Source organism: Brachyspira sp. SAP_772 (assembly GCF_009755885.1).
Taxonomy (GTDB): Bacteria; Spirochaetota; Brachyspiria; order Brachyspirales; family Brachyspiraceae; genus Brachyspira.
Map to the genome: position 1 here is coordinate 1 of NZ_VYIX01000359.1, position 529 is coordinate 529.

1 protein-coding gene is annotated in these 529 nt (G+C 31.9%); it reads right to left on the minus strand.

From position 1 onward, the window contains the following. A partial coding sequence (locus tag GQX97_RS14510) for a glycosyltransferase family 2 protein (RefSeq protein ID WP_157152376.1) occupies window positions 1-529 on the minus strand: 529 nt, incomplete at both ends.

Here is a 529-nt window from a genome sequence, read left to right on the forward strand (position 1 = left end):
CTGTCATAAGCAAATATATCATAAGAAATAATATTCTAAACCCATCTCTAAAAGTATTAAGTTTAGAGAAAGAACCTTCCGGTCTGCTTTTATATTCTGCATCCATTTCTCCTATTTGCATACGCATCTGCATAGCAAATATTGTAAGCTCCGCTTCTATTTCAAAACCTCTTGAAGTTGCAGGAAATGTCTTTACAAATTTGCGTGAAAAAACTCTATAACCRCTTAATATATCATTAACATTATTGCCAAATAAAAACTTAGCAAAACCAGTAAGCATTTTATTTCCAAAAGAATGCCCCTTTCTGTATTTACCAGCTTTACGTACAACTGTAACCATATCCAAATCATTGTTAACCAAATAATCTACAAGTCTTGGTATAGCAGAAGCATCGCATTCATTATCACCATCTATTAATATATAAATATCGCTATCAACAATWGAAAAAGCTTGCCTAACAACTTCTCCTTTTCCTTGATACATAACTTTTTTTACTATGGCACCTGCTTCTTTTGCAATATTGTATGA